The organism is Vibrio chagasii, from assembly GCF_024347355.1.
Classification (GTDB): Bacteria; Pseudomonadota; Gammaproteobacteria; order Enterobacterales; family Vibrionaceae; genus Vibrio; species Vibrio chagasii.
In genome coordinates this window covers 1,596,141-1,622,029 of sequence record NZ_AP025466.1, presented here as the reverse complement: position 1 = coordinate 1,622,029, position 25,889 = coordinate 1,596,141, and the positions used below count along the sequence as shown (strand labels likewise).

Below are 25,889 nucleotides of genomic sequence, written 5' to 3'. Positions count from 1 at the left end.
TAAATAGTTCTGCTGTCCGTTCTATATTGATTAGAGAATTTGAAGCGAGGTCGTAACCATGAAGAAACCAATCAAGATTACACTGTACCGTTGGGCAGGCAGCTGGGGTCCATTTAAAGTAAACATCCCATGTGGAGAATGTACCCTTACCAAAGACATTCTGAAGGACACCTTTGAGAATGAACTGGCAGATGTCGATGTCGAACTAGAAGTGAAAGATTGGTTGTCTCACTGGTGGGAGCCTCTAAAACTTGGGGCTTGGCACGCTCCTATCTTAGTTGTGGAAGGTAAGGTAGTCAGCCAAGGTGAAGCGCTTAACCGTGGCGTACTCGTACAATCGGTAATCCAAGAGTGGACGAAACGAGACAGCCTAAAAGGCAATATTGTTTACGGCAAAGCGACCTGCCCATACTGCGTAAAAGCAAAGAAAATGTTGGATGAAGCGGGTGTCGAGTATACCTACCATGATGTGGTTAAAGACAGTGCAGCTCTGTATCGAATGATTCCAGAGGTAAAGGCACATATTGGTGAAAAAACGCCAGTGACCGTACCTCAGATCTGGCTTGATGGTAAGTACATCGGCGGAGCTGATAACTTGGAAGTTTGGATGAAGGAAAACGGTTTAGACAGCATTCCAAATAACGTCGTCGACTTATCTAACCAATCAACAGGCTAATCTTCCTTAAAGAGCTTCAGTCCCCCCATTAATGTTTTTTGTGTCCATCCACAATAGAACAAAGCGATAAAATCACCTATCGCGCATACGAAAAAGGCCTTAAACTTCAACGAGTTTAAGGCCTTTTAAAAATTCCGTTTTGGAAAATGGTTACTTAGCCATTTTCTTCATCATTCGCTTGATGAATGATGCTTTTTTCGGCTTTGACTTACCGTACATTGCTTCGTGCATCATGTTTTTTGCTGCCATTTGACCAAGGTATGCGTGGCCTAGTTCGTAGTTCATGCTTATCTCCGCACATAATCAACTTTCTTGTGCGCGGATTCTACACTGAAAATGCCCAAAAACAAGATCTAAATCACACTTTATTGCAAGTTGAGAACTTTATTTCAGAACACCTTTTTTGGTTCAAGAAGTGGCTTGGAAAATTCACAAAAAAGCAGCCACTTGGGCTGCTTTTTAACATGTTTCGCTTAATAGCATCGGCTTTTCAAGCTACAACCATTACTTACACTTGTTAGCTACGCTTCGGCTGTCGGTAAGTTTTACCAGCAATTTGATAAGTCTCTTTTTGCTTTAGTTCGAACATTGTTTCAAAGAACCAAGCGGCAAATTTGATCAAGTCATCGCCTTCGTTCATCACATGCTCGATGTACTCTTGCTCTTCGCCTTGTTCATTTTCTTGAAGCGTCACGTGGTAAATGCGCTTTTCGCCTTCCACTTCAGCTAGCGCAAATTGGCCAGTCAGTGATGCGGCAGCCTCAGCGACTTCAGTATCCTCATTGGATTTCAATAGCTCAAGTGCCTGTGGCAGGCCATCTAGTGCGCAGATAGCTTTTACCAGTACTTCAAATTCATTTTGCTGCATTTTTTATTACCTATTAAATGGACGCCGGTATTGTAGAAAACCATCTATCCAAATACAACGTCTTAAAGGTCGTATACACAAACATCAACACAGGAAACTAACTGTATTCGACTTCGGTATCGCTAAGCTTCTTTTTCATTCGTATTGAAGACCATAACACCGAGCCCATACCCGCGCCGATCACCAGGTAAAACACACCAAGTTGTAGATGATTCGTTACCCAACTCTCAACCAAGTACCCGCCTAACAAACCCGCTAAGCACATTTGAATAGACCCAGATAATGCAGATACCGCACCCGCTTGTTTCTTATGTGGTTCCAACAACATACTAATAGAAAGGGGGAATGAGATGCCCTGTGCAATGGTCAGCCAAGTAAACGCCCATACTAAGTTAAAGATGTTTAATTCATGTGTCAGCAACCAAGCCCCAGACGCCAAAATGATCAAGATTGCAAAGCTCATTAATTGAGGCGTACTAAAGCGACGATTCAGAATATTCAATGCCACACTGCCAATCAGCAAGCCCGCCGAAGGCACAATCATTAATGAGCCGTATTCCGCAGCTGTCAGCCCCAATTGCTCCTGCATTAAGAATGGGAACAAAGATAACGACACCAAACTTGCCATATAGCTCATCCAGTTGTAACTGGCACTACTCAACACTTGTCGATTCGTTATCAAACTTCCGTAGTTCTTGACGACTTGGCTTACCTGGAAACGACTCTTGCTATATGGGAGCGTCTCGTGAAGAACAAAGTAGCCCAGAGTGAATATCGCGAGTAGATAGAGCAAAACAAACAGGAACACCGCTTCCCAGCCAAGGTGAAATGATATCCAGCCACCGAACACAGGCGCTATGATCGGCATGATTGAAGCGGTAATCGAAATATAAGACAACGCTTTAGTAAGCTGAGCGCCATCATAACTATCGCGGAGGACGCTACGCCCGAGCACCGAGGCACTACCTGCCCCTAGGCCTTGTAACAAACGGCCTACTTCTAGTGCTGTCATGTTGTCAGAAAAGACCACACAAACAACAGTACCAATCAAATAAACACCCTGACCTAACAAGAAGATAGGTCTTCGTCCAACTGCATCAGACATCGGTCCGTAAAATAGTTGAGATAAACCAAAGCCCACTAAAAATAGTGTGACGAGCAGCTGTACATCAACTTGAGTGACACTTAAGTCAGCAGCAATCAGCGGCAGTGATGGCAGGTAAATACTGACACCCACTTGCCCAGTAGCAATGATCATCATTGCCAACAGTAATGGTGTTTTTTTAAAGGTCGATTGGCTCAAAAAATTTCCTTTTCGTTTGTTATTTGTTCAAAGATGAGTTTACATTCAGAGCCAACAATTGATAATTAACCAAATTGGAATTTGATTAAGTCCCAACGGGAAAGAATATGGATTGGATACTTAACGTAAAAAGTTATGTCAAAGTGGTGGAAGAAGGCAGTTTTAACGGTGCTGCCCGCAAGCTCAATACCACCAGCTCAGCAATCAGTAAAAGAGTAAACTGGCTTGAAGAGCGTATCGGGACTCAGCTGCTAAAACGGACGACTCGCTCGATTAGCCAAACCGAAGCAGGCGCACTCTTTTACCAACGAGCCAAAGATCAGCTCGATAACTGGCAGTCGATCATTGATGAGACTCGCTCGGTTAACCAAACCCCTGCTGGCCTATTAAAAATTGGGGCGACTATCGCAGTTGGCTCTAAATTTTTGGTCCAGCATATGGACGACTTCCTAGAAAAGTACCCGGATATTAAAGTGCAGCTCATCACCACAACCTCGGGACAATTGCCTGAACTTGGCTTAGATCTGGTGATAAGTCGCGAACTTGAACAACTCAACTCGTTAAGCTTTAAAAAGACACCTTTGTTCGAGCACAAAGCCGGTTTCTATGCCGCTCCGCGTTACTTGGCGAAACACGGCTACCCAAGCTGTGAACAAGATTTGGAACAACACAATTCGCTAATTTGGGGGGAGCGTCCTACTCGTGAGGTTACGCTAACGAAAGGACAACGAATCACATTGAATGGAAACTTTGCGACAACCAACCCTGAAGCTCTATTCCATGCAGCAAAGAGAGGCATGGGAGTGTTGTTGACCATCAAAGCGATGATTAAAGAAGATCTGAAACAAGGGACATTAGTTCCAGTATTGCCAAATATCACAGCAGATGAGGTGATGGTTTACGCTTACTACCCTAAGCTTGATTACTCGCATACGCGAACCAAACTGTTTTTAGACCACCTCAAAGATAGGCTCAATAAGGAGCGTAGCTCTCAGATTTTGTGAAATTAGTCACAAATAAATTTGAAAAAATATGCAGCGAGGTCAATAATAAACAAGACGCATATCACAATTGTACGCGGTGATTCTGGTTAACTATGGATGGTGACTATGACTCAACATACACAGAACAGCATAATAGATACAGAGCGCATTGGCCGCTTGTTAAAGCTTGAAGGTGTGGACCTTCTTGAGTCTGCTGTGCTCACCTTACACCAAACGTTTGATACTCAATACACCAGTATCATTGAGAAGAAATACTTCCCTGACCAAATCGTTCCTCTCGTGATTGCGCATTCAGACCATGTATTGCACGACAAGATAAACGCTCGTCACGGTCAGATTTACCAACAAGCCGTAAACCAGAGGCACCCTGACTGCTCGTTTGCTCAATACGTTATTCAGTCTCTGCCAACATCAGCGTTTCGACAAGAGATCACCTCACAGAACTCCATCGCAATCCCGACACGAACTCAAAGCGGTGAAGTGATGGGGGTACTGTTTTCTACGTTTACCTCACCACTTAGCCCGGCTCAGCAAAAAGAAGTGATCAAACATCATCAACTGTTCGCCGACATCATTATTCATACACTTAGAGAGATGTGGTTTAACGACCGTTCTGAACAACTGGTCAATCAACTCAGTTATGAAGTATCACACGACAGCTTAACTGGCTTACTCAACCGGAGCTGCTTGTCAGACACCTTAGAGTCCATCACTCAACAGAGCGTGACGCCCTTCTCCGTTGCTCTGCTCGACATTAATAGCTTCAAGGCGATTAATGACGTGTACGGCAACTATGTTGGTGACAAAGTGCTGCAATATGTGGCAGAGACCTTACGCAGAACCTTACCGGAAAATAACCTTACGTTCCGCACCGCAGGCAACGAATTTGCTTTCATCACCTACCATTCCGACCCTATCGCGGTCTGTGAGCAGATATTGGCGAAGATAAAACAAGGCTACTCGAACATTGATATCAAAATCGATTTCGAAGTCAGTATTGGAATGGCTCGCTCTGCAGGAGATACCAAAGATGTCGAACAGATAATCTTCAACACCAGCTTGGCGTTAAAAGAATGTAAGCAGAGCCCTGATACGCATATCCAGTGCTATGACACACACCTTAGATTCCGTTACCAAAGAAAAACAGAACTGATCGCAGCTCTACGAAATGAGCTTGAAAACCCTATTTCAAATAATCTAGTACCCAACGGAAATGGGATGTACGTGGTTGCCCAGCCGATTGTTGGTCAAAAAGAAACGCGATGGGAATACTTTGAGATGCTAACTCGCTGGAAAACCGCTCAACATGGTGACATATCACCTGTGGAGTTCATCCAAGTGGCAGAAGAGTCAGGGCTAATTGTTGAACTGGGTGAGCGCATCATCGAACTAGTGTGTCGTGCTAAGGAGACGTTAGAACAAGGCTTAGGCTACAAAATCAAACTTGGTATAAACTGTTCGGCTCATGAGCTAACCGATACCAAGCGTTACATATCTTACCTTACTCGTACCATTGAGCAGCATCATTTTCGCGCCGATGAGTTTGTTATCGAATTAACCGAAACCGTGCTGCTGTCGCACACTCAAGAGACTAAAGCTGCCCTCAACTATCTTAGAGAGCAAGGTTTCACTATTGCATTAGACGATTTCGGTACTGGCTATTCCAGTCTGAATTACATACACAGCTACCCTATCGATTGCATTAAAATTGATGCGACCTTCATTCGAAACTTACTCACGAATTCGACTTCAGAGAGCGTCGTTTGGTTGATAATCCAATTAGCCCAACGGCTTGATGTATCGTTGGTAGCTGAAGGAGTAGAGAAACATGAGCAGTTAGAAAAGCTGCACGCAATGGGGTGCGACAAAATTCAAGGGTATTTCTATTCGCCACCAATGAGACCGGAAGCGATTGTTAGTTACGTGACCCACTCCGAAACCCTCGCTTAAAGGTGTTCCACCTCCAGAGAAGGGCAAACTCTTGAGCGCAAAAAAGCCGCGATATTGAACTCAATAATTAAATATTGAGCTAAGTATCGCGGCTGCTTCAATAACTTGTTCTTCAAAGCTTATTGATAACGACTAAACGTCATTCATTAGCTCTTGCTTGATTGCGCTTCTAACGCTTTTTGTAACAAGGCATCCGCTTCATCACGAGCAGCGACAAACGTTGATTTTTCCTTTTTAGGCACAGAATCTGCCATTGGAATGTTCGCCTTCATCGCATCGACTGGACGACCGCGCTCAATCAATTCGTAATGCAGATGTGCGCCCGTCACACGCCCTGTTTTACCTGATAAACCAATACGTTGGCCACGAGATACTGTTTGACCTTTACGAACCAGAATCTTGCTCAAGTGCAGGTAACGCGTTTTATAAGTGCTTCCATGTTGGATCACTACGTAGTTACCCGCATAAGGGTGTTTACGTGTCATGATCACTTTGCCATCACCCGTTGCCTGAACGGGCGTACCAATCGGTGTGGCAAAGTCAGTACCATTATGTGGTGAAATTCGGCCAGTCACAGGGTGTAAACGTTTAGGATTAAACTGAGAACTTTGGCGCCAGCTGCTACTTACAGGATAACGTTGGAAAGCTCGTTGCAAGCTATCGCCATTGGCATCGTAGTATTGACCATCGGTATGCAGATACGCAGACACAACACGGTTCTTGTTGATGATCTTAATCGCTTCAATCTCGCGCTTACCTGTGGCAACACCATCAACAAACTGCGCTTTTTGCAGCACTTCAAACTGGTCGCCAGCACGCAGATCACGACTAAAGTTCAGTTTATCTTTTAGCAGCGTAACAATGTGGTCGATCTCAAGGCTATTCAAGCCAAGTTTGTTTGCCGAAACAGAGAAGCTGCCTTGAATGTCACCCACTAAAGGTTTTTGCTTCCACTCACCAGGAATCGAGATGTCTTCAAATTCATAAGAGCCATCTTCAAGCAGACGATAAACCACCTTGTCGGCAACGCTGAATTGAAGTTCCATTTTGGAAAGATCGCCAGTCGCTTCATCACGCCAAAAACGTAACGTATTACCAGGGCGAAGCGTGTCGAGTGCAAGGAAGTTTAAGTCGGTTTCCATCACACTCATCATCGATTTGTAAGAGAAACCAAGCTGAGTGAAAATGCTACTTAAGTTGTCACCAGTTTGAATTTGATACTCAAACGTTGGTGGTTCAATAACCACAACAGGAGAAGATGACAAGATAGACTCAATCACAGTTGAATCAGGTAAATTTAAATCGACCGTTTTGGTCAGATTCGATTGTGACGATTGCAAAGCAACACCAATTGCTGCAATAAGTGGCAGTCCTAAAATCGCAACTTTTTTTACAGGTGAAAGCTCAGCAAACGGAGAGGAAAATATTTTTGAATACACGGTAAACAGGTCTTTCTACGACATAAAGGCATAGGATATGCTTTTCAAACGCATAAATCATCAATGCATTGTCATAATATGACGCGAATCTTGCTCAGTATCGCTAAGTCATTGAGTTGCCGTGACTGAAACCGTGCTTATCTTAAAATAAAATTAACCGCTAAATTTGAAAATAAAAAAGCAGAAACGGCTAGCTTCTGCTTTATATTGATTTACGTTATTCCGTTTCGATTAATTAATAACCGGAGCGAATTCGTTGATGGTTCCAGCGAATAGCCTAGTGCACTTCGGCGACTCTACCAACCAACGTTTGGTAAAAATACTAATATCAAAAATGAGCGATTAAGCACTCACCGTCGACACTAAACAGTTGTCTTCACCAAACTCATTTGGGATGTAACGATCGGCATTAGCATCGTTTACCCATTGCTGGTCGTCAACAAGGTAGCGGAATTGAAACTCGCCATCTTTAGGCAGGCGAGTTTTGAATTTGTAAACCTTCCCCTTCGCCAACTTTTTCATTGGTGTTGCTTTCCAATCAAGAAAATCAGCAACAATGGATACAGAATTCGCTTCTTGAGCCTCTAGCTCAAAAGTCACTTCCACTTCATCTTTCGTTTTAAAAAAACGTTTATTAATCATTCGCAAGCTCCATTTGTAAAGTAAGCAGACACAAAGCTATGAGTGTCTAAATTTCATTCATCTACCTAAGATAATATGTAATTTGGCTCACATAAACAACAGATCCTCACATTAACGAAAACGTTATTGCTCACCAATTGATTGCATATCAAAAGAAAAACTCATTAACACCTTTTCAGATGGGGCTTCTACAAAAGATTGTTCCGCAGAATGCTGAGTAAAACCGATAAAACCTTCCCCGTTTTGTTTACCTTTTGCTTGAGTGACGTCCTGTTTAGCGACCTCTAAAGTTTGGATCTGAACACGATCGCCGAGGAAGAGTTGATCCACCAGCACCACACGACTGCGCTGTTGGTCATGCTTGAACAAGCCTAGATAATAAAAGACACCGCTACCTTGGTTAGACACCGACATTGGCGCGACATAAAAGTGAGTTTCTCCCAATTTGGCAGCGAATAGCTTTTGAGTATCAACGGTTACCACTCCGCGCTCCACGCCTGAATCGTAACGTCCAGAAGCCAGCGATTGAGGCTCATCTACTTCATTAATAAAAGCGTAAGCATTCGTTTCAGGTACTTTGATTGTCCATGGGTTAGTTGTCTTCAAGTCAAACACAGTTTCCACAACCGGGTCGTAACTGACCTGAGAAGAAGGGAACTTCGCCAAGATTTCTTCATCACTTAAGCTAAAGCGGTAAACCCCAGCTACGATGACAACCACCAACATCACAATGGGAATGAGTAAAATCAGGGGAATCGGTAAGATTTTCTTTTTCATGAGCAATTTTATTCTTTTGTTTTCATCCTGTTGTGCAGACCATAAAGGGCTTTAGTATAATTATCAATACAGGGCTAATCAGAACTGGAGTACGGATGGATATCAATCATAGTAAAGATAAAAATATCAGAAGTTGCGAATGTCGCTGCGGTGCGGTCAATCTCGTGTGTAGAGGAGAGCCTCAACGAACCTCAGTCTGCCACTGCTATGAATGTCAAAAACGAACCGGCAGTGTTTTTGGTGTACAAGCTCGATTTCTAACAGAGCAAATTTCCTTGAGTGGAGAGGTAACCTCTTTTTCACGGATAAGCGATACTGGCAATGAAGTTACTTATCAATTCTGCCCTAAATGTGGCACTACTATGCTGCTCCAATCCGTTGCTGCCGCTGACTTTTACATCATCCCGCTTGGATTGTTTAAAGAACAAGACTTTCCGTTACCGAGCTTTTCTGTCTACGAAGAACGTAAACACGGTTGGGTCAAATTTGACCATCAAATGAGCCACTATAATTAGTAGCTTTCATCTGCCCAATATTGCGATTACATTTGCAAAGAAACTAACTGCAATAGTGTTGCCTAAGATCAAATATCCAAGCCCCACAGCGCTAGCGTATCTTTTCGCTAGCGTTATAATTTGCCCCTCTTTTTCAACCCAAGGTGAACAACATGATTTCTAAGCTACCACGTTGGGTTGAATACGGGGCTCTCCTACTAGCAGCCCTTGCTGGCAGCGTGAATGCTATCGGACTACTTGGCTTTCAACACCAAGCTATTTCGCACATTTCAGGTACGGTCTCTTTATTGGGGAGTAGCTTGCTCACTCAAACCTCTGCTTCAGTACATCTATTACTCGTCATCATGAGCTTTATGCTAGGCGCTGCTTTCAGTGGTTTTTTCATTGAAAACCAGGCTCTAAAATTAGGTCGTCGATACGGCGTTGCTCTGTGCATTGAGGGTGGCCTACTATTTTTAGCATTATGGGCACTGCTACAAGGCTACACATCCGGTCAGTACTTTGCTTCCGCGGCATGTGGCCTGCAGAACGCAATGATCACTACCTACAGTGGCGCCATTATCCGTACCACTCACATGAGTGGGATCATCACGGATCTTGGTATCATGATTGGCGCGCGCCTCAAAGGTATGCCCTTTGACCGCCGTAAAGCCAAACTGCTGATGTTCATCGTCATGGGTTTTCTATTTGGCGGCTTAACGGGTGCTTGCTTATTCCAGCGTTTTGAGATTTTGGCTCTGGCTTTCCCTGCCTCTTTTGCCTTTTTTATTGCGTTTAGCTACTGGCTCTATCTGTCCTATCGAACTGATACACCAGTGAATTTATAAAAAACTGGCAATATATCCTCAAATTACGTAACATCTGCAACACTTTATTCTAAACTCTTAATGGTTAGCAGAATAACCAGCATGAATATTTAGCGATATTTGATGAATAGTATTGCAAGCAATATTAATACTGGGTAATCTTGCATCCATTAAGAAAACACGGACGTTTAGTGAATAAAAATGCCAAGGAAGTGGCTTTTTTACGTGTAGAAATTCGAGAACAATAACATGTCTAACAACACGAATACTGCTCAAACAGAGAAATCTAAAGGCAGTTTCTGGGTTTTCCTAATCCCATCATTGATTGGTTTATTCCTTTTCATGGCTCCAATTAGCTACCAAGGCGATCTCACTATCCCTGTTGCTATCCTAGCCAAGTCAATTCAAGCGGTTTTCGGTGAATATCTAGTCTCTATCATCACTGCGATCGTCGCTTTCATGTCTGTAGCTTCAGTTATAAGCACCATTTTCAAGCCTACATTCATTACATCGAATTCATTTTTAAACGGCCTTTTCAACCCTTCTCCCCTGTGGTTGTTGGTTCGTTTGATTGGCGGTGCAGCAGCGTTCATGGCGTTCTTCCAAGTTGGCCCTGAGTTTATTTGGGAAGAGAACACCGGCGGCTTAGTGCTAGAAGGCCTGCTGCCTACACTATTTTCAGTGTTCATTTTTGCTGGCCTGTTACTGCCTCTTCTACTTAACTTTGGTTTATTAGAACTGTTCGGCACACTACTAAGTAAAGTCATGCGCCCTATCTTCAACCTGCCAGGTCGTAGTGCTATCGACTGTATGGCTTCTTGGTTAGGTGACGGCAGCGTTGGTATCCTGCTGACAAGCAAACAGTACGAGAAGAAGTTCTACACACAGCGTGAAGCTGCGGTTGTAGGTACGACTTTCTCAGCGGTATCTATCACGTTCAGTCTTGTGGTTATTGCTCAAGTAGAGCTAGAGCACCTGTTCTTACCTTTCTATGCAGCAATCTGTCTAGCGGGTATCGTTGCGGCGGTAATCATCCCTCGCCTACCACCTTTGAGCATGAAGAAAGACACTTTCATCGATGGCAGCAAGCCAGAGAAAGACGCAGATGCAATCCCTGCAGGTCACTCAACGTTCTCTTGGGGCCTTGAGCTAGCAGTAAACAAAGCATCACAAGTTAAATCAGTTAAGTCTGTATTTAGCGAAGGCGTTCGTAACGCAGTGGACATGGTATTTGGTGTACTACCTGTGGTTATGGGTCTTGGTACAATGGCGTTGGTCATTGCAGAGTACACTTCTGTGTTCTCATTCTTAGGTCAACCTTTCATTCCGTTCCTTGAGCTATTAGGCGTTCCTGAAGCGGTTGCGGCATCAGAAACCATCGTGGTTGGTTTTGCAGACATGTTCATCCCAGCGATCCTTGCAGCGTCTATCGATAACGAAATGACTCGCTTTGTAATTGCAGCAATGTCGGTAACTCAGTTGATTTACATGTCTGAAGTTGGTGCTCTACTTCTAGGTAGTAAGATTCCTGTCAATATCGCAGAACTGTTTATTATCTTTATTCTGCGTACATTAATTACACTTCCAGTTATTGCAGGCGTTGCTCATCTAATATTCTAAATTAGATACTACTTATATAATTAAGTAAGCAACCCGAATTATAAAGCCTCACTTTTGTGGGGCTTTTTATTGTCCAAAATATGGGCAAATTATAAATTCAAACCCATTTATGTTTAAAAATGGCATATCATTTAAGTTCATATCTTTTATCTAAAATGCCTACCTTATATAGAAAACCAAACGCATAAGTGCAAAATTAATACATTTTTAATTTCATCTTAAACACCCAGTTTGCTTATTCTTCAACTCATTGAAGCAATTACTAAAAGTAACAAATATGTGATTTAGTGAATTTTGTATTGTTTAGATTGTTGTGTTTTTGTGGTCTATTTTGTGAATTTACATTCAAGTAAATTTCCATCCTGTCGATACATATAAATACAAAAACACAATTAACTTTAGTCTTCGCAAAGCCTGTGAGAAGGGGAAAATTCAATGAAATTTAGCCATAAGGTGGTTGCTGCATCATCAGCCTTGCTGCTAGTGACAGTATCATTGCTTTCAATACAACAACTTTACACTGTGAGAAGTGCTGTACAAAACAACGTTAATGCGAGCCTAGAAGAAATGGTATCTGGTGTAAAAAACACCGTAGTATCAGAAATGAACGCCAAAAAAGCATTGGCGCAATCGACGACTGAAGTCATCGAGATAAACCCTCAAGACCGCATCTACGTTAAAACTATTCTAGAAAAACCAAAACTGAAAAACAGCTTTCTAGCGGTTGGTTTTGGTTATGAAGCAAACGGTTTCGTTATCGAGAATGATGACGGTTGGGAAGCAGGTCCGGATTACGACCCTCGAATTCGCCCTTGGTATATTGATGCTAAATCCCAAAACAGTTTAGTTGTTACCGCTCCTTATGTGGACGCATCAAGCAAAAAAGTAATTATTTCGGTTGGTACACCAGTTAAAGATAACGGACGCTTCACAGCAGGTATGTTCTACGATTTGGAGCTTACAAACCTGGCAACCTTGGTTAACCAAGTAAACCTATTCGATGCCGGTTACCTATTCCTTGTGACTGCTGATGGCACAACGATTGCCCATCCAAACGCTGAGAATAACGGCGAAAAGCTTTCAAGCTACATGCCACAAGCAACCATTCGCGAAGGCTCTCAAGAGATCGAAGTCGACGGTAAAATGTTCCTAGTTAACTTCACTCATATCCCAAGTGAAGATTGGTACATTGGTGCCATCCTTGATGAAGAGATCGCTTACCAAACGGTCGAAGACTTGAAAAACAGCTCAATGATCTATTCTTTGATCGCTGTGATTCTTAGTATCGTTGCACTCACGGTTCTGATTCGTGTGCTAATGCGTCCACTCGATGCTCTTAACCAAGCGATTCAAGACGTGGCTAGTGGCCAAGGTGACCTAACTAAGCGTCTAGATACCAATACAGATAAAGAGTTCTCTGACCTAGCTAGAGGCTTCAATACCTTTACTGAAAACCTACAAAATCAAATCATTCAATCGAAAGCGATTGGTGTGGAGATTAAACGTGGTACTGAAATCACAGTAAAAGGTGCTGGAGAATCAGCAAGCGCGATGAACACGCAACTGCAAGAGCTAGAACAGCTAGCGACCGCAATGAACGAAATGGCAGTAACGGCAACAGAAGTAGCCAACAATGCTCAAGGCGCAGCGGCAGCAGCTCGTGAAGCCGACGACGCAACACTAGACGGTACTTCTGTAGTAAGTGAAACCACTCAAGCGATTGATAACCTATCTGAGCGTATCGACCAAGCAGTCGCTGAAGTACAAGTTCTAGAATCAGCAACAGCTAACATCGAGACGATTCTTAAAGTTATCAACGATATTGCTGACCAAACCAATCTACTGGCACTGAACGCGGCAATTGAAGCAGCACGTGCGGGTGAGTCTGGTCGTGGTTTCGCAGTCGTAGCCGATGAAGTTCGAACTCTAGCGCAGCGTACTCAAGAGTCGACAACTGAAATCCGTAACATGATTGAACAGCTACAAGCCGGTGCTAGCTCAGTATCTAACGCGATGAATCAAAGTAAAGATACTGCCACCGATGCCGTTGAAAGTGCTCAGCAAGCAAACTCTTCACTGGACCGTATCCGTGACGCGATTCAGCGTATCTCTGATATGAACATTCAAATTGCTTCAGCAGCAGAAGAGCAGAGCTTAGTAGCGGAAGAGATCAATAACAACACAGTTAAGATCAAAGACCTTTCAACACAAGTGTCGACTGCTGCTCAAGAAGCGAATACCGCGATGCAAGTACAAACCGACAATGTTCGCCAGCAAGACGAGCTATTGAATAAGTTTACGGTGTAGTTACTTTTGGCTGCTAGGAACTAGGTTCTTAGCTTCAAATTAAAAAGGCCCGCTACTCACTCGAGTATGCGGGTCTTTCTTTTGGTCTTTTCACCTTCTGCCTGATCTATTGATCTTTATGAGGCTCAGATTAGTTGGTTATCAACATCATGCATTGATTAGACTCAACCTTGATCGTAACGGTGTTATCAACACACTCAATCACATCACCGGACAATAAATCCGTTACAGGCCCAGTCCAAGTCAGCGAAGCAGTTTTGCTGCGCTTCGACTTGTTGATCACAACAATGCCTTTATCTCCACGAACAAACACCATTAAGTCATCATTTGCTTCAACCACACGCATCGCTTCACCATGAACATGATTGTGGAATTGAATCATGCTTTTCATGTAAGGCGCTTGCCAATCATTGAGCCAACGAGGCTGACCATTCTGATCCAGGATACCACTTGTGCTTAATTCACTGTAAACCAGTGGTACACCGCCATCTCGACCAAGAATGAAGGCATGAGCCAAACGCTCGTCCACTTCATCCATTACATGCTCCAAAAACACCTCGTTGTTTGGAATGTCATGGGTTACTGCAAAGGTTATCGCTCTCATGTTCGACAAAGCTTGCCCAAAACAGTACGGGTTAATCAAAGATTTAAAACTGCCCTGCTCTTCAAAGGCTTTGAAGATAGTATTGAACAGTGGGAAATCGTAAGCTCCTAAACGAGTGTGCTTTAGGTAGGGCTCAAGAAACAGTTGGTACTCTTCCTCTGTCGCGCCACCATCGGTGATGATCTCACCAAAGATGTGCATTTCTTCGCAGATATCATCCGTCCACACCTTGCGCAAGTGTGACAGTGTCACGTGCTTTGCAGCATCAATGCGGAAGCCTTTCACACCAATCGCTTTCATAGCTTTTAGGTAAGCTCGCTGCTGTTCAACCACATTGTCGTTGTCTAACAGGGTTGGTAAGCCCGGATCGCTGGCTCCGCCAGTAATACGTCCATTCTGCACTTCCCATGTGTCTTTCCAGTTTTTGATTCCAAACGCTTCTACGAAGTCATTTTCATTAAATAACGACTCAGAAAGATCACCAAACAAACGGATAGATTCATAGTATTCAGGGTCTTTTTGGTAAGACGCCATATCTTGTTCATTTGGATAGGTCAGATCACTACGGATGTCAGACTCGTTTGCCATGTGGTTGAACACCACGTCCACATAGGTACGCAGCCCATGTTGCTTTAACGTGTCTACCATCGCTTTAAAATCGTGTGTGTCACCCAACTGATTATCAATCACACGATAATCTTGTGGCTGATAACGTTGCCACCATTGAGTGCCAGACGCTCTATCAGCGCCCTTAGGGCCGCGTAACGACTTCATCGCTGGTGAAACTAAAACTGATTTATAACCCAACTCTTGGATCAGTGGGGCGTTCTTCATTACGTCAGCGTAGCACCAGTCAAAGGCATGCAAAATAACATCTGTCGCTGGGTTGCTTAACATAGCTGAACTCTCCATGTTGTTCTCCTACCAAACTCGTTTACAGCTTTGTAGGGCGTGTTGACCTTTCGTGGTTAAATTTTGTTCGAGATAAAAGCGTTTTAATAGCGGCGAGGGGGAAGTAACCTAGTCATTCTAAGCAAATCTCCCTCAACAAAGAGTAAAACGCTTTTTGCGGGGGCGCCCAGCTCGAACCCTTCGGGCAGCGTTTGCTGGTCATTTCTACTACGTTATCGGCTTCTCATGTAGGCTAACTACACATCCAAGCCTCTGCCTTGTATAAATACCCAGCAACTCGCTGCAAAAATCAGCTCGAAAGATCAACACGCCCTAGATCAAGGCAAAGGCTAAAAGGCAAAGCTGCTTAAATTTCCTCAAGAATGGTGTTTATTATATGAGTTACTCATTAAAAACCCTCATCCTCCTGCCGATTAGTCACGGCGGATAGTTGAGGGCGTAGCAACAATTATCGTATAACGTCCGGGATGAATACTCAGCCATTATTCACTGATAAGTTACAAAAAAGGAGCGTATATACGCTCCTTTCTATTCTATCTAACACATATCTTATACTAGGTTCTATAAAGAACCTTAACCACGTGCCAGCCGAATTTCGTTTTAACAAGATGTGGGACCAGCGTCTCGCCAGAAAAACAAACCTTATCAAACTGAGGCACCATTTGACCTTTTTGGAACTCGCCTAAATCGCCGCCCTTTTTGCCCGATGGGCACGTTGAGTGCTTCTTCGCTAATGTTTGAAATTTAGCGCCCTTTTTTAGCTGCTTGATGATGTCTTCTGCTTGTTCTTTGTGCTTCACCAAAATATGAAGCGCTGCTGCTGTTCTTGCCATGATAACTCTCAGTTTGTTGCTGTCTGCTTGCCGACTTGCATTCGTCGACAGCGAGTATTTAGCGTGATTTTAACCCAAGAAACACCATTCTTCACTCTATAACCGAAAACAACCGCCTTAAAGCCCCTAAAAACAGTAGAGTTACTTGCCGCGACTGCTATTTCCCTTTAAATTATTCTTTATAAATTAAGCGTGTAGTAAATAGGAGCCAATTATGGCCAAACCGATCAGTAAAGCGAGTCAGTCACAGGGAATGTTGATGTTCAAATTGTCCCTCACTCAAAGTTTTGCGATTGGCACGCTTAAAGTCAGGGAAATCGTGCCTTTTCAACCAATGACCCAAATTCCCTACTCTCACCACCATGTGATTGGCACCGTGACCATTCGCGACCTTACGGTTCCAGTGATTGATATGTCTGCAGCGATTGGCTTTCGCCCGATCACTCCCGCTGAATACAATGATTGTGTACTCATCGTGACCGACTGCTTAAGAACGGTCGTAGCATTCTTAGTTCGCTCAATCGATAAAATCATTGAATGTGATTGGAAGAGTATTGAATCGCCACCTGCGAGTGTCGGTCGTAATGTATTTGTGACGGGCATTACTCGTTTTGAAGATCGTATCGTGCAAATGCTCGATGTCGAACTACTGCTCTCTAAGATCTACCCAGATTACGAGAACGCGCATATTCCAATGCTGACCGACGTAGAAAGGGAGCGCCTCAAGGCACTAAACATCTTATTGGTGGATGACTCTTTGATTGCGCGTAAGCAGCTATCTGACGCTCTCGACAGCATCAACATTCCTTATAGCATCTGTAATAACGGTTTGGATGCGATTGAACTAATGCGACGCCAAGCTAGCGTGGGCAAAGCGATTGACCTTCTTGTCAGTGACATTGAAATGCCGGGATTGGATGGTTACGAACTTGCATTTGAAGTACAAAACGACAGTGCATTGAGTCATGCTTACTGTATTTTACATACCTCACTATCGAGTGAGATCTGTGTTGATCGTGCGAATCAGGTGGGTGCCCATGAAGCGCTTGAAAAGTTCAATGCGGGTGAGTTAATCGAAGCCATGCTACGCGGCGCAAAGGTCTTAAACGACGCCTCTACGGCTGCTTAGGGCTCTTCACGAAGCTAAACCAGCATCATGCTAAATGGTTTAGCTTCTAAGTCTCTTATTTCTTCAAATCTCAATAAGAATAGAGCTAATCGCTAGCCACTCTTTTTCTGCGTAGAGCTTTTGGGCATAGAATAGCTCTTACTCACGAATTCCACTTCCTCTACTTCATTGACATGATTGGTGAAAGACGCCAATGCATACAGTGTGTTCGCAACTAAGTTAGCGTATTTAAAAAGAATCGGATCCGGTGACTTTTTACTTTCATGATGCTCAATGCTCACCAAAGCTCGCACCACTTTCTTAGCCTGGCAACGACACAAATGAAGCTCACTCGATATTCGATTCCCACCAGGTAATACGAACCCTTTGAAGCCACCTTCTAACTGCTCACGGATGCGGTGGTAATCTTGCTTAAGCTCGACCAGTTCGGATTCAGTAATCGCTAACTTCCCACGTACGGAACCATTCAAATGATAGATGTTCGGCTGCAGGCGTTGCAGGATCTCGCGAACTTGTGGTTCCAATTCCAATGAAAGAACCAATCCAACTCGGCAACAAAGCTCATCCGACAGAATCTCAAAATCACAGATAGGGCTTTCTTCATAAATAAACGGGTAACAGAACTCGTCCCAATCTCGACTTACTGGTTTCACGTAGCGATCCTTACACATAAATATTAATCAAACGCCAATATACCAAACTCTTTGATTTAGTCTGCTTTTTCTCACATCAACGCCCAGTGTGTTTACAACGATTTTTAGACGTAAAAAAGCCCTCACATTGGAGGGCTTCTTAAATAACCAGTTACATAAGGTTACTCGTTAGATACTTTTTTGTGGCCTTCTTGCAAGTGAACGAAATCTACTAGATCGTCACCCGATACTTGGTATGCCTGACCAAAGCCTTTAACGAACAAGCCGTTCTCTGCTTTAAGATTGAACAGAGAGAAATCTTGAAGCTGGCTCAAACCATCGATGATCTCACCGAAACGCTCTTGCATCTGGCCAATCACTTGAGTCCAAAGTTCTGTTTCACGCTCGACAACACTCGCTTGTGCATCAAACGTTAAACGCTTACGTGCGTAAAGCTGCTTTGAGCTCTCTTCATCTTCAATCATCATCAAAGAAACTTGTGGGTTCTCTTTCAAGTTACGAGCGTGACGAGCAATATCAGAAATTAGAACAAAGTAACCTTCTTGGTTTTGAACGAAGGGCGCGTAGCTCACGTTCGGGCGGCCCTCTTCATCAACCGTTGCCAGTTGAAGGGTACGGCGCTCTTGGCGAAACTCTTTAATTTCTGGACCTAGGCGACCTTGTAGACGTTCTTGTTTTACTTGCTGTTCCATGGGTAGTTCCTTACTTCGCTTTCTCTGATTTATTATGTTTGCCCGAGGTTGAGCGATCATTAGCAAACTAAACGATCCTCGAGCATTGATGTCTTATTAACTATTACTGCTGATTCTTTTTAAGCTTGTTCTTTTAGTGCTTTGAAGCGTTCTACTTGGTCAGCAATAAGCTCTCGTTTTTCATTGCGGCCTAGGTAAATCTTGAAAATGTTCTCGCCCGTTTCACTGAAGAAACCGAAGTAATGACTTTCACGACCCATGAACGCTTTGCTCACCAAACCGATCTGCTTGATGTTGTCGAGTTTCAGGTGACCATGAAGCTCGCCTTCTTTGCCCATAAGGTTGTAGTAACCACGCGCTACTTTGCCTTTCGGGAACGGCGCTTTTACTTCGAAGATTGAGCCAAATGAGTGTACGATCGTGGTCACTGGTCCCCAACCCACTAAGCCTTCCAAGATTTCTTGAGCACGGCTGCCATCTAGCATCACTGCCATGTCGTTTGGAAAAGCAGCGACTACCTCAACCTCTGAAACGCCAAGCTTCTCTGCAATTGCAGTTGGCAGCAGTTTTGGTTCTTCCTCTAGGATGTGCGCGACACGTTGCTCTAGAGTTTCGGTTACTTCTAATGTTGTATCTGTCATTGGATATATTTCCGTATAAACAAGTAATTACGTAAGTTATAAAATGAAAATTCGATATTAAGCGTGCTTCAAGCTTGCATGCGGGTGAACACCCGAAACTGATGCTTTCGGCGCTGGGTGCATCGCTTGATACTCAGCGTTAAGTACTTTAATAACACTCTGAGCTAGGCTTACTGCCCAGAAGCTGCCAGCGATTGTGAGAGTCAGGTAGTCTTCAGATAGCTCAACTAAACCATTCTGTTCCCAGTGTTCGAACAGCGGTTTTAAATAGTCGAATGTCTCTTGTCCCATAAAGCTTGGTAGCGTACTTCGTCTAACAACACCAGAATCGAAACCTGCCTTTAACGTTGAGAACATCGGTTCCAAAGCACTCTGCTTAGTCATCATGGCAATAGGTAATTGGCCTTGCTTAATAGACTCCATGTAGCTATCTAAAGTTCGATGTTGCATCACACCATGGCCGCCAATGTTGCCACCAGCACCACAACCAACCGGAAGCACTTCGGCATAAGTTTTCGCTAAGCTGTTGTAAATGCTGCGTTCTCGGTTATCGCGAGTCCAGTGATTCACGCTCAGCTGTTTAATTTTGTGCTTAGCCATAAACTCAACGCCCGCTAAATACATGCTTGCTTTGTCGGGTGTGTTGGCTGGTGGCGGGATCTTTCCTTTCTCAACGAGGTTAAGCATAGGGGCACTGCCCCCAACAATCAGTTGGTAAAGGTCAATGCCGTGTGCGCCCGTCGACATGTAGTCTTCTAGGTCTTGTTGGAACACATCCATCGACTGATAAGGTAATCCATACAGTAGGTCAAGAACGATCGGTGCTTGCTCAGTACGACTTAAAAAGCTGATACGTTCTAGAACCACTTCACGGTCATCTAAACGTTTCGCGCTACGTCGTACTTTAGTATTGAAGCTCTGAATACCAAATGAGAAACGGTTGAAGCCACCTTCAAGTGCACTGTCGAACATATCATCGCCGAATCGGTTGATGCGCCCTTCTAAGGTCATTTCCACATTGTTTGCTAGAGGGAAGTGTTGGCGAATAGCCTTACCTAATAGCTCGACTTGTTTAGGCGACAGAGCGGTTGGTGTTCCCCCACCGATATAAACGGCATGAAACAATCCAGACTGAGCCCATGGTGTGTTGGCTTTTTGCTTGAGCTCGACCATCAATGCATCGAAATACTCGTCTACCAATTTGCGACTTGCCGCATTTTGGAAAAAATTACAGAAAGTACAACGCACTCGACAAAAAGGAATATGGATATACAAGCAACGCTTATCCTGTTTTTTCCCTTCACTCAGCATCAACTCATCAAAGAGCTCCAACTTCTTGCTCGGTTCAACCAGAATTGAGCTTCCTCCGGCGTGTGCAGAATGCTTTTTGGCAAACGCAAAACGAAGCGGATCAGGGCTAGAAACGCCCAAGATTGATTCGTCAAATTTATAAATATTAAGACTCATATAATCTCTCTAAACACTTACATAGCAAAGTCTGGAAGACTATTCGCTAAAAACTCAGAGAATCATAAATAGGCGTAAATGATAATGCAATTGATAATTGATCTTATTTAGATTCTAAGCAATAATCTGCTACAGAATTTAGATTTGGTAAAGGATTGAAAGTGAACGTTCCTAGGTATGTTATTGCAGGCGGCGCATCGTTAGTGATTCATGCGGCACTATTGTTTGTCGCTCAAGAATCCAAAGTATTTGCGATGCCTGCAGGTAGCCAATCGAACACGGTATCGATCAACTTCACTCCAAAGAGCATGCCTTCTCAAGCTCAACAAAAAACCGTCACCGAACCGGTTGAACCAGAACCAATCAAAGAACCTGTTTCAAAGGCTGAGCATAAACCAGCGGAGCCAAAAGCCGCTGAACCCAAGCAAGCTAAACCAACACCTAAGAAAAAGGCGATCACCAACAAGCCACAGCCAAAGAAAGTAGAAAAAAAGGTCGTTGAAAAGAAAGTCGAGAAGAAACCGGTTCAAAAGAAACATGTGACTGAGAAAAAGGTCGTGAAGAAAGAACGACCAAAAACAGAATCAACACCACAACCTGAAAAGTTAGCCGACAAGAAAGTCGATAAGAATATGGAAGATTCTGCCAACCAGCCTCAGGAAGTAAACCAAGGCGTCTCAAACCAAGAGCCAGTGTTGGTCACGAAGCCATCCTTTGCTGCTCGCCCTACACCGCCAAACTACCCTCGCCAAGCACGACGTCGTGGTATTGAGGGTGTAGCTACTTACGAGATCTGGCTAGACGCTGAAGGTAAACAAGTTAAACAAGCATTAGTAAATTCATCAGGCGCACTGATGCTCGATAACGCCGCATTAGAAGCCATTAAACAATGGAAGTTCTCACCTCACACTGTCAACGGCCGAGCAATCGCTCACCGTGTGCAAATACCTGTTCGTTTTAGGTTGGATTAATCATGCAACAAATCAGTTACTTACAAGATCAACTTGGCTTAATGACTTGGCCTTTACTTATCTGTTCAGCACTCACGGCAATGATCATCGCTGAGCGAATCTTCCAAGTCATGCTCAGTATTGGTGTTGGCAAGCGCGCTATTCGCCGCGAGCTCAACCAAATATCACCAACCAACAGCCAAGAAATTGAAGCGCTTGCTCAGTCGATTTCAGGTAAACGACCGCTATTGTACAAGGGCGTGTCAATGTTGCTTGCTCACCACTCTTTCTCAAAAGGGTTACGTGAAGATGCTGCGGGGATCTGGCTACAAGAAAAACGCCACCAATTGCACGCAGGCCTAAGACTGCTTGGCTTAATCGGCGTGATTAGCCCACTGATTGGGCTGCTTGGCACGGTACTTGGCCTTATTGAAATGTTCAAAGGTGTTGCCGCGACAACAGGCAGCATCACACCAAATGATCTAGCAGACGGTCTTGGATTGGCAATGAGAACAACCGCTGCTGGCTTAATGATCGCACTGCCTGCTATTTCAGGTGCACAACTATTGGGCCTTTGGGCTGACCGAGTGCTTGCTCAACTAGAACACACTCTGAATTACGTAAATGTATGGCTAGAAGGCATGTCTATTCAAACAAACCAGTCTGGCGATGTAAATCATGCGTCTGCAAACCAAGCCTCTGTAGGTAATGTGAGCCAAGCATGATTAAAACGCCAAACTCATCCCATACGCAGAGCCTAACTCCAGACTTAACGCCTCTGCTCGACATCATTTTTATTGTGATGGTTTTTCTACTGCTTACAGCTTCGGTAAAGCTGGAATCACTCGAAGTTGACCTACCAAGTTCGGACGTAAAAAACGTTTCAGAGGTCCACAAAGATTCGATTAGCGTCAATATTTTAGACCATGAACCTTACTGGGCTATCAACGGAAAAGAATACATTGACTGGGAAAATTTCAAGATCGCCTTGCTCGAAGAGACAGGTTCAACGGATAAAAAGCCGATCATCATTGGCGCGGATAAAGCCGCCAACGTGGAGAACCTAGTGAAACTGCTGTCTTTCCTTCAAGAGAATGGAATTCCTGCAACTCAATTACTCACTGACGATGGCTAGAGCGACACGCGATATTCAGAAGATTTGGCTCTTAGTAACTAAGACCAAGTAGTCGGACCTGAATATCTCCATTGATTAGAACTCACATGCGAACGGACTGCTCACTGAGTTTCTTCGCGATACAAAAAGATATAAAGAACTTATTATGAATAACTTAAACGTGCTCAATAAACTAAAGACCAAGACTTCTCTCTTTTCATTGGCAGCAATGAGCTTGGCTCTTAGCGCACCAACCGCGATGGCTAACGACATTGAACAACCACGAATCATCAGTGCTGGCAGCGCCGTTACAGAATTGGTTTTAGCGCTTGGCGCAGAAGAACAATTGGTTGGCATTGATGTGACCAGTCGTTTCCCTCAATCTGAAAAACTGCCTAAGATCGGCTACCACAGAAACCTATCTGCTGAAGGTTTGCTTGCTCTAGAGCCAACCACACTGATTGGTTCTGATGAGATGGGATCGGACAACGCGATCTCTCAACTGAAATCTGCGGGCGTCGATGTCGAAATCGTTAACACTGAGGCTAACGTTGAAGGACTACTAAAACGTATCGATCAAATCGCAAAGATCACACACACTGAAGATCACTCACAGCAAGTTAAAGCCGATGTGAATCAAAAGATTGCCGCACTTAAAGCGAATCAAGTACCAAGTAACCAAGCCAAGAAAGTACTGTTCCTATTGCTGCACGAAGGTCGCCCTGCGAACGTTGCTGGCGGTGAAACATCACCAAATGCGATCATTGAGTTGGCTGGCGGTATCAACCCAGCCGCTCAAAGCCTTACATCTTACAAACCATTATCAATGGAATCGCTTGTCGAGATGCAACCTGATGTCATTTTAGTGAGTGGCCGTAGTTACCAAAAAATGGGCGGCGCTGATGCGATTCTTAAATCATTACCCATGTTAGCGGCAACCCCTGCAGGTATGAACAAGCAAATCATCACCGTGAATGGCAGTGCTTTGGTTGGTGGGCTTGGCCTAGAAAGTCTCTCTGAAGCCAAGCGTTTAAACGCACTTATTTACCCGCTATAACTCGACCACCCTATTTCTGCTATCGCTAATCCACTCCCCCTCACCACAGACTCACGTTGTTAGTAAAGGGGATTAAAGTTAGAGATAGATATTGAGGCCCTTTATGTTGTTACGATCCGTCCCACTGAAAACATCGATGTTAGGCCTAGGTGCTACCCTAGTTTTTGTCGCGCTGTACTCGATTACTGTTGGGCCAATGAACATTAGCTTAGCGGACAGCGCCACAAGCTTAATTCAACCAAACAATGACTTAGCACCTCACATCAACTTGGTGATCCAAGAAATTCGACTGCCAAGAACCATACTATGCATGCTAATTGGTGCCATTCTCGCACTATGCGGTGCCGTCATGCAGGGGCTATTTCGCAACCCACTGGCTGAGCCTGGTATCATTGGCGTATCTGCCGGTGCAGCCTTGGGAGCAGCATTAGCTATCGTTCTGTTTTCTCAGCTTTCGCTTCAATATCCGGCATTCATGAACTTTGCCGCAGTACCTGTATTTGCTTTTTTGGGCGGTGCTTTGACCACCCTGTTGGTTTACAAACTTGGTACTGGTAAATTCGGAACTTCAGTAACTATCATGCTGTTAGCAGGTGTCGCAATCAGCGCACTTTCAGGTGCAGGGATAGGCTTCTTAAATTTCATCGCTGATGATCAAATGCTGCGTGACCTTTCGCTATGGTCGATGGGCTCATTAGCTGGCGCTAAATGGTCGGGGATTATACTTGCTGCAATTACGCTCGTTGGACTGTTCGTCGTTTTTTACCGACAAGCGATGTCTCTGAATGCCCTACTCCTAGGTGAATCAGAAGCTCAACACCTGGGGATTCCAGTTCAAAAACTGAAACGACAACTGATTCTACTGACGGCAGCAGGTGTGGGTATCACGGTAAGCCTATCTGGCATGATTGGTTTTATCGGGCTTGTGATCCCACATTTAGGTCGCATGCTCGCAGGTCCTGATCACCGAGTTCTGTTACCTTTATCAGCGGTACTAGGCGCACTACTGTTAACAGCGGCAGATATGTTTTCACGCGTTGCTCTTGCCCCAGCAGAACTGCCAGTAGGTATTGTCACTGCGATTATTGGTGCGCCCTTCTTCTTGTACCTACTATTCCAACAGAAAGGGAGAATCCTTTAATGTTTCCTGCAGCGTTAAAAGCGACCGATATTGAAGTAAAGTTCGGCAGCAAAAAGATACTAGATAGCGTATCCATAGAGATTGAAGCAGGAAAGGTCACCACGCTGCTTGGCCCAAATGGAGCAGGCAAAAGCACACTCCTCAAAGCCTTGTGCCAAGAGATATCAAGTACCGGCGACATTCAATATTTTGGGCATGCTAAAGACAAATGGCCTTCACACAAGTTGGCAAAACACTTGGCTATGCTTCCTCAACACAGCACGTTGACCTTCCCATTTCTGGCACACGAAGTTGTTGAACTTGGTGGTATTCCACTGCAAGAGTCAAACAAGACTCTGACCAACATCGCGAACCAAAAGATGGACATCGCCGATGTATCCCACTTGGGAGAGAGGCTTTACCCTTCTCTGTCCGGTGGTGAAAAGCAGAGAGTTCACTTGGCTCGAGTACTCACTCAACTCCACCACTCTGGCGACCAATGCATCTTGATGCTTGATGAACCCACCTCTGCATTGGATCTTGCCCACCAGCACAACACGCTAAAGATCGCGAGAGAACTTGCAGACAATCATAATGCAGCCGTTATCGTGGTGTTGCACGATCTAAACTTAGCGGCTCAGTATTCCGACCGATTGGTGGTATTGAAAGATGGTAATTTAGTGTGTGATGGCAGCCCTTGGGAAGCGCTCAAGCCGTCAATGATTGAGGATGTTTATGGATATAAAAGCATCGTAGAAAAGCACCCGACGATGAGCTTTCCTCAGGTGCACCCAGCACAATAAATTCGAT

26 protein-coding genes are annotated in these 25,889 nt (G+C 44.2%); 14 read left to right on the top strand and 12 right to left on the bottom strand.

All coding sequences use genetic code 11. From position 1 onward, the window contains the following. The first annotated feature begins 58 nt into the window (after positions 1-58). A complete protein-coding gene (locus tag OCV52_RS22965; protein WP_137406709.1) occupies positions 59-676 on the top strand; it encodes a glutaredoxin domain-containing protein in 618 nt (205 codons plus the stop codon). 150 nt (positions 677-826) lie between these two features. Here OCV52_RS22965 and OCV52_RS22960 read toward each other — a convergent pair whose 3' ends face one another. The 3 genes from OCV52_RS22960 to OCV52_RS22950 form a co-directional block, all read right to left on the bottom strand. Continuing rightward, positions 827-961 carry a hypothetical protein gene (locus OCV52_RS22960; protein ID WP_004737777.1) on the bottom strand — a complete coding sequence of 45 codons (135 nt, stop codon included), beginning with the start codon at positions 959-961 and terminating at the stop codon, positions 827-829. 232 nt (positions 962-1,193) lie between these two features. Beyond that, positions 1,194-1,544 carry a hypothetical protein gene (locus tag OCV52_RS22955; RefSeq protein ID WP_004737776.1) on the bottom strand — a complete coding sequence of 117 codons (351 nt, stop codon included), beginning with the start codon at positions 1,542-1,544 and terminating at the stop codon, positions 1,194-1,196. 97 nt (positions 1,545-1,641) lie between these two features. Next, a complete protein-coding gene (locus OCV52_RS22950) occupies positions 1,642-2,847 on the bottom strand; it encodes a multidrug effflux MFS transporter (protein ID WP_137406708.1) in 1,206 nt (401 codons plus the stop codon). 107 nt (positions 2,848-2,954) lie between these two features. Here OCV52_RS22950 and OCV52_RS22945 point away from each other — a divergent pair, with 107 nt between their 5' ends. Both OCV52_RS22945 and OCV52_RS22940 read left to right on the top strand, forming a co-directional pair. Beyond that, positions 2,955-3,851, top strand: coding sequence for a LysR family transcriptional regulator (locus OCV52_RS22945; RefSeq protein WP_137406707.1), 897 nt, complete (start codon positions 2,955-2,957; stop codon positions 3,849-3,851). 105 nt (positions 3,852-3,956) lie between these two features. Beyond that, positions 3,957-5,801 carry a putative bifunctional diguanylate cyclase/phosphodiesterase gene (locus tag OCV52_RS22940; protein WP_137406706.1) on the top strand — a complete coding sequence of 615 codons (1,845 nt, stop codon included), beginning with the start codon at positions 3,957-3,959 and terminating at the stop codon, positions 5,799-5,801. 146 nt (positions 5,802-5,947) lie between these two features. Here OCV52_RS22940 and OCV52_RS22935 read toward each other — a convergent pair whose 3' ends face one another. From OCV52_RS22935 to OCV52_RS22925, 3 genes are all read right to left on the bottom strand, one after another. After that, on the bottom strand, positions 5,948-7,240 hold the full coding sequence (locus OCV52_RS22935; protein ID WP_137406705.1) for a peptidoglycan DD-metalloendopeptidase family protein: 1,293 nt from the start codon (positions 7,238-7,240) through the stop codon (positions 5,948-5,950). Positions 7,241-7,582: 342 nt separating this feature from the next. Next, positions 7,583-7,882 carry an isoamylase early set domain-containing protein gene (locus OCV52_RS22930; RefSeq protein ID WP_004737771.1) on the bottom strand — a complete coding sequence of 100 codons (300 nt, stop codon included), beginning with the start codon at positions 7,880-7,882 and terminating at the stop codon, positions 7,583-7,585. Positions 7,883-8,005: 123 nt separating this feature from the next. Further along, positions 8,006-8,659 (bottom strand): hypothetical protein, encoded by a 654-nt coding sequence (locus OCV52_RS22925; RefSeq protein WP_137406704.1) that lies wholly within the window; start codon positions 8,657-8,659, stop codon positions 8,006-8,008. A gap of 32 nt (positions 8,660-8,691) precedes the next feature. On the opposite strand from OCV52_RS22925, the gene OCV52_RS22920 reads away from it, so the two are divergent. The 4 genes from OCV52_RS22920 (at position 8,692) to OCV52_RS22905 (ending at position 13,907) form a co-directional block, all read left to right on the top strand. Continuing rightward, complete coding sequence (locus tag OCV52_RS22920) at positions 8,692-9,174, top strand: GFA family protein (protein WP_198778901.1); 483 nt, start codon at positions 8,692-8,694, stop codon at positions 9,172-9,174. 152 nt (positions 9,175-9,326) lie between these two features. After that, entirely contained in the window at positions 9,327-10,001 is a 675-nt protein-coding gene (locus tag OCV52_RS22915) for a YoaK family protein (RefSeq protein WP_137406703.1), read from the top strand. Between the two features lie 228 nt (positions 10,002-10,229). After that, a complete protein-coding gene (locus OCV52_RS22910) occupies positions 10,230-11,600 on the top strand; it encodes a YjiH family protein (RefSeq protein ID WP_137406702.1) in 1,371 nt (456 codons plus the stop codon). A 435-nt stretch (positions 11,601-12,035) separates the two neighbouring features. Beyond that, positions 12,036-13,907: a methyl-accepting chemotaxis protein gene (locus OCV52_RS22905; RefSeq protein ID WP_137406701.1), complete on the top strand. Its 1,872-nt coding sequence runs from the start codon at positions 12,036-12,038 to the stop codon at positions 13,905-13,907. Positions 13,908-14,037: 130 nt separating this feature from the next. Here OCV52_RS22905 and OCV52_RS22900 read toward each other — a convergent pair whose 3' ends face one another. Continuing rightward, positions 14,038-15,423 carry an alpha-amylase family glycosyl hydrolase gene (locus OCV52_RS22900; RefSeq protein WP_137406700.1) on the bottom strand — a complete coding sequence of 462 codons (1,386 nt, stop codon included), beginning with the start codon at positions 15,421-15,423 and terminating at the stop codon, positions 14,038-14,040. A gap of 554 nt (positions 15,424-15,977) precedes the next feature. Beyond that, positions 15,978-16,256 (bottom strand): peptidylprolyl isomerase PpiC, encoded by a 279-nt coding sequence (ppiC, locus tag OCV52_RS22895; protein WP_008215675.1) that lies wholly within the window; start codon positions 16,254-16,256, stop codon positions 15,978-15,980. A gap of 214 nt (positions 16,257-16,470) precedes the next feature. Between ppiC and OCV52_RS22890 the strand changes: the two genes are divergently transcribed. Then, a complete protein-coding gene (locus tag OCV52_RS22890) occupies positions 16,471-17,385 on the top strand; it encodes a chemotaxis protein (protein ID WP_137406699.1) in 915 nt (304 codons plus the stop codon). 92 nt (positions 17,386-17,477) lie between these two features. On the opposite strand, the gene OCV52_RS22885 is transcribed toward OCV52_RS22890, so the two are convergent. The 4 genes from OCV52_RS22885 to hutW form a co-directional block, all read right to left on the bottom strand. Then, a complete protein-coding gene (locus OCV52_RS22885) occupies positions 17,478-18,038 on the bottom strand; it encodes an ATP:cob(I)alamin adenosyltransferase (RefSeq protein WP_137406698.1) in 561 nt (186 codons plus the stop codon). A gap of 161 nt (positions 18,039-18,199) precedes the next feature. Continuing rightward, positions 18,200-18,730 (bottom strand): heme utilization protein HutZ, encoded by a 531-nt coding sequence (gene hutZ, locus OCV52_RS22880; protein ID WP_102295703.1) that lies wholly within the window; start codon positions 18,728-18,730, stop codon positions 18,200-18,202. A 119-nt stretch (positions 18,731-18,849) separates the two neighbouring features. After that, a complete protein-coding gene (hutX, locus tag OCV52_RS22875) occupies positions 18,850-19,371 on the bottom strand; it encodes a heme utilization cystosolic carrier protein HutX (protein ID WP_137406697.1) in 522 nt (173 codons plus the stop codon). Between the two features lie 57 nt (positions 19,372-19,428). Further along, positions 19,429-20,838, bottom strand: coding sequence for a heme anaerobic degradation radical SAM methyltransferase ChuW/HutW (hutW, locus tag OCV52_RS22870; RefSeq protein ID WP_137406696.1), 1,410 nt, complete (start codon positions 20,836-20,838; stop codon positions 19,429-19,431). A 161-nt stretch (positions 20,839-20,999) separates the two neighbouring features. Here hutW and OCV52_RS22865 point away from each other — a divergent pair, with 161 nt between their 5' ends. The 6 genes from OCV52_RS22865 to OCV52_RS22840 all read left to right on the top strand — a co-directional run bounded on the left by OCV52_RS22865 (position 21,000) and on the right by OCV52_RS22840 (position 25,882). Next, complete coding sequence (locus OCV52_RS22865; protein ID WP_137406695.1) at positions 21,000-21,809, top strand: energy transducer TonB; 810 nt, start codon at positions 21,000-21,002, stop codon at positions 21,807-21,809. Between the two features lie 2 nt (positions 21,810-21,811). After that, positions 21,812-22,513, top strand: coding sequence for a MotA/TolQ/ExbB proton channel family protein (locus tag OCV52_RS22860; protein ID WP_137406694.1), 702 nt, complete (start codon positions 21,812-21,814; stop codon positions 22,511-22,513). Then, entirely contained in the window at positions 22,510-22,923 is a 414-nt protein-coding gene (locus tag OCV52_RS22855) for an ExbD/TolR family protein (RefSeq protein ID WP_102425006.1), read from the top strand. The genes OCV52_RS22860 and OCV52_RS22855 overlap by 4 nt, the downstream gene beginning before the upstream one ends. 145 nt (positions 22,924-23,068) lie before the next feature. Then, positions 23,069-23,959, top strand: a complete 891-nt coding sequence (locus OCV52_RS22850; RefSeq protein ID WP_137406693.1) for a heme/hemin ABC transporter substrate-binding protein — start codon at positions 23,069-23,071, stop codon at positions 23,957-23,959. Between the two features lie 103 nt (positions 23,960-24,062). Next, complete coding sequence (locus OCV52_RS22845) at positions 24,063-25,100, top strand: FecCD family ABC transporter permease (protein ID WP_137406692.1); 1,038 nt, start codon at positions 24,063-24,065, stop codon at positions 25,098-25,100. After that, entirely contained in the window at positions 25,100-25,882 is a 783-nt protein-coding gene (locus tag OCV52_RS22840) for a heme ABC transporter ATP-binding protein (RefSeq protein WP_102425009.1), read from the top strand. The genes OCV52_RS22845 and OCV52_RS22840 overlap by 1 nt, the downstream gene beginning before the upstream one ends. Positions 25,883-25,889 lie beyond the last annotated feature (7 nt).

Excerpts from the sequence above, each read along its gene's own strand:
- OCV52_RS22965 (WP_137406709.1), top strand. The coding sequence starts at position 59 with ATGAAGAAACCAATCAAGATTACACTGTACCGTTGGGCAGGCAGCTGG.
- OCV52_RS22960 (WP_004737777.1), bottom strand. The coding sequence starts at position 961 with ATGAACTACGAACTAGGCCACGCATACCTTGGTCAAATGGCAGCAAAA.
- OCV52_RS22955 (WP_004737776.1), bottom strand. The coding sequence starts at position 1,544 with ATGCAGCAAAATGAATTTGAAGTACTGGTAAAAGCTATCTGCGCACTA.
- OCV52_RS22945 (WP_137406707.1), top strand. The coding sequence starts at position 2,955 with ATGGATTGGATACTTAACGTAAAAAGTTATGTCAAAGTGGTGGAAGAA.
- OCV52_RS22940 (WP_137406706.1), top strand. The coding sequence starts at position 3,957 with ATGACTCAACATACACAGAACAGCATAATAGATACAGAGCGCATTGGC.
- OCV52_RS22930 (WP_004737771.1), bottom strand. The coding sequence starts at position 7,882 with ATGATTAATAAACGTTTTTTTAAAACGAAAGATGAAGTGGAAGTGACT.
- OCV52_RS22925 (WP_137406704.1), bottom strand. The coding sequence starts at position 8,659 with ATGAAAAAGAAAATCTTACCGATTCCCCTGATTTTACTCATTCCCATT.
- OCV52_RS22915 (WP_137406703.1), top strand. The coding sequence starts at position 9,327 with ATGATTTCTAAGCTACCACGTTGGGTTGAATACGGGGCTCTCCTACTA.
- OCV52_RS22910 (WP_137406702.1), top strand. The coding sequence starts at position 10,230 with ATGTCTAACAACACGAATACTGCTCAAACAGAGAAATCTAAAGGCAGT.
- OCV52_RS22905 (WP_137406701.1), top strand. The coding sequence starts at position 12,036 with ATGAAATTTAGCCATAAGGTGGTTGCTGCATCATCAGCCTTGCTGCTA.
- OCV52_RS22900 (WP_137406700.1), bottom strand. The coding sequence starts at position 15,423 with ATGGAGAGTTCAGCTATGTTAAGCAACCCAGCGACAGATGTTATTTTG.
- ppiC (WP_008215675.1), bottom strand. The coding sequence starts at position 16,256 with ATGGCAAGAACAGCAGCAGCGCTTCATATTTTGGTGAAGCACAAAGAA.
- OCV52_RS22890 (WP_137406699.1), top strand. The coding sequence starts at position 16,471 with ATGGCCAAACCGATCAGTAAAGCGAGTCAGTCACAGGGAATGTTGATG.
- hutZ (WP_102295703.1), bottom strand. The coding sequence starts at position 18,730 with ATGGAACAGCAAGTAAAACAAGAACGTCTACAAGGTCGCCTAGGTCCA.
- hutX (WP_137406697.1), bottom strand. The coding sequence starts at position 19,371 with ATGACAGATACAACATTAGAAGTAACCGAAACTCTAGAGCAACGTGTC.
- hutW (WP_137406696.1), bottom strand. The coding sequence starts at position 20,838 with ATGAGTCTTAATATTTATAAATTTGACGAATCAATCTTGGGCGTTTCT.
- OCV52_RS22860 (WP_137406694.1), top strand. The coding sequence starts at position 21,812 with ATGCAACAAATCAGTTACTTACAAGATCAACTTGGCTTAATGACTTGG.
- OCV52_RS22855 (WP_102425006.1), top strand. The coding sequence starts at position 22,510 with ATGATTAAAACGCCAAACTCATCCCATACGCAGAGCCTAACTCCAGAC.
- OCV52_RS22850 (WP_137406693.1), top strand. The coding sequence starts at position 23,069 with ATGAATAACTTAAACGTGCTCAATAAACTAAAGACCAAGACTTCTCTC.
- OCV52_RS22845 (WP_137406692.1), top strand. The coding sequence starts at position 24,063 with ATGTTGTTACGATCCGTCCCACTGAAAACATCGATGTTAGGCCTAGGT.
- OCV52_RS22840 (WP_102425009.1), top strand. The coding sequence starts at position 25,100 with ATGTTTCCTGCAGCGTTAAAAGCGACCGATATTGAAGTAAAGTTCGGC.